The organism is Aeromicrobium sp. PE09-221 (assembly GCF_002174305.1).
Taxonomy (GTDB): domain Bacteria; phylum Actinomycetota; class Actinomycetes; order Propionibacteriales; family Nocardioidaceae; genus Aeromicrobium.
Genome location: NZ_MIJB01000078.1, coordinates 1 through 1,236 on the forward strand (window position 1 = coordinate 1; position 1,236 = coordinate 1,236).

Here is a 1,236-nt window from a genome sequence, read left to right on the forward strand (position 1 = left end):
GAGAGGTGTATAAGGGACAGGGCGCCTGCTGCTGCATGGGGCTCTATGAGGGAACAAGCGTGGAATGCATGGCGGGTGTAGCCGTGGCGGAGGCTGTTCCCGGCACAGTTCATTAGCTGTACGATGCTGGCGTTTAACTTGTTTGGGGACGGCGTGCGTGATGCACGTGATCCGAAGATGAAGCGATAAGAAGAAGGAGGAGATGTTCGTGGTTCCACTACTGGAAGTGAATGATTTGCAAGTGGCTTTTCGTGCTCGCGGCGGGGAAGTGCAGGCAGTTCGAGCGGTTCATTTTACAATAGGCAAAGGTGAGACGGTTGCAATCGTCGGAGAATCGGGCTGCGGCAAAAGTGTGACAGCTCAGTCGATTATGCGTTTGCTTGCAACACCGCCAGCCGTTATTCAAAACGGCTCCATCCATTTTAAAGGTACAGATTTGCTCACTTTGACCAACCGGCAGATGGAACGTATTCGCGGGAGAGAGATCGCGATGATATTCCAGGACCCGATGACTTCACTTCATCCCACGTTAAGTGTAGGAACACAAATGACGGAAGTGATGACACGGCATCTGAATGTGAGTAAACGGGCGGCACGTCTACGAGCGAAGGAACTGCTTCATTTCGTTGGCATACCAAATCCAGACACACGATTGAAGCAATATCCGCATGAATTTTCCGGTGGAATGCGTCAGCGCGTCATGATTGCGATGGCATTAGCTTGTCATCCTTCCTTGCTGATCGCCGATGAGCCGACAACAGCACTTGATGTGACCATTCAGGCTCAAATTTTGCAATTGCTAAAAGAAATTCAACAGCAGATGGGCATGTCCATCCTGTTAATTACGCATGATCTTGGGGTGGTAGCAGACTTATGTGATCGGGTTGTAGTGATGTATGCAGGTAAAGTGGTAGAGATAGGAACCAAGTTTGAACTGTTCCATCATCCACGGCATCCTTATACAAGGGGATTGCTCGCTGCTGTTCCCAGACTGAATCAACCGAAAAATGAACCATTAATTCCGATCGAAGGAACTCCTCCTGATTTAATTGCGCCACCTGCGGGTTGTGGATTTTATTCGCGCTGCTCAGAAGCGATGCGTGTATGTGAGCGTCAAGATGCAGAAGAGACGAGGTTGACCGACACCCATCAGGCACGATGCTGGCAGCTTCATCCGTTAGCTGCTGGAAGGGACAACGACACAAAGCAGGAGCAGCCACTAAAAGCACATGAGCA

The 1,236-nt window shown here is 50.2% G+C and carries 1 protein-coding gene; it reads left to right on the forward strand.

Features of this window, described 5'->3' with window-relative positions:
* Positions 1-208: 208 nt before the first annotated feature.
* Positions 209-1,236, forward strand: a 1,028-nt coding sequence (locus BHE97_RS19355; protein ID WP_087625655.1) for an ABC transporter ATP-binding protein, incomplete at its 3' end; no start/stop codon positions are given.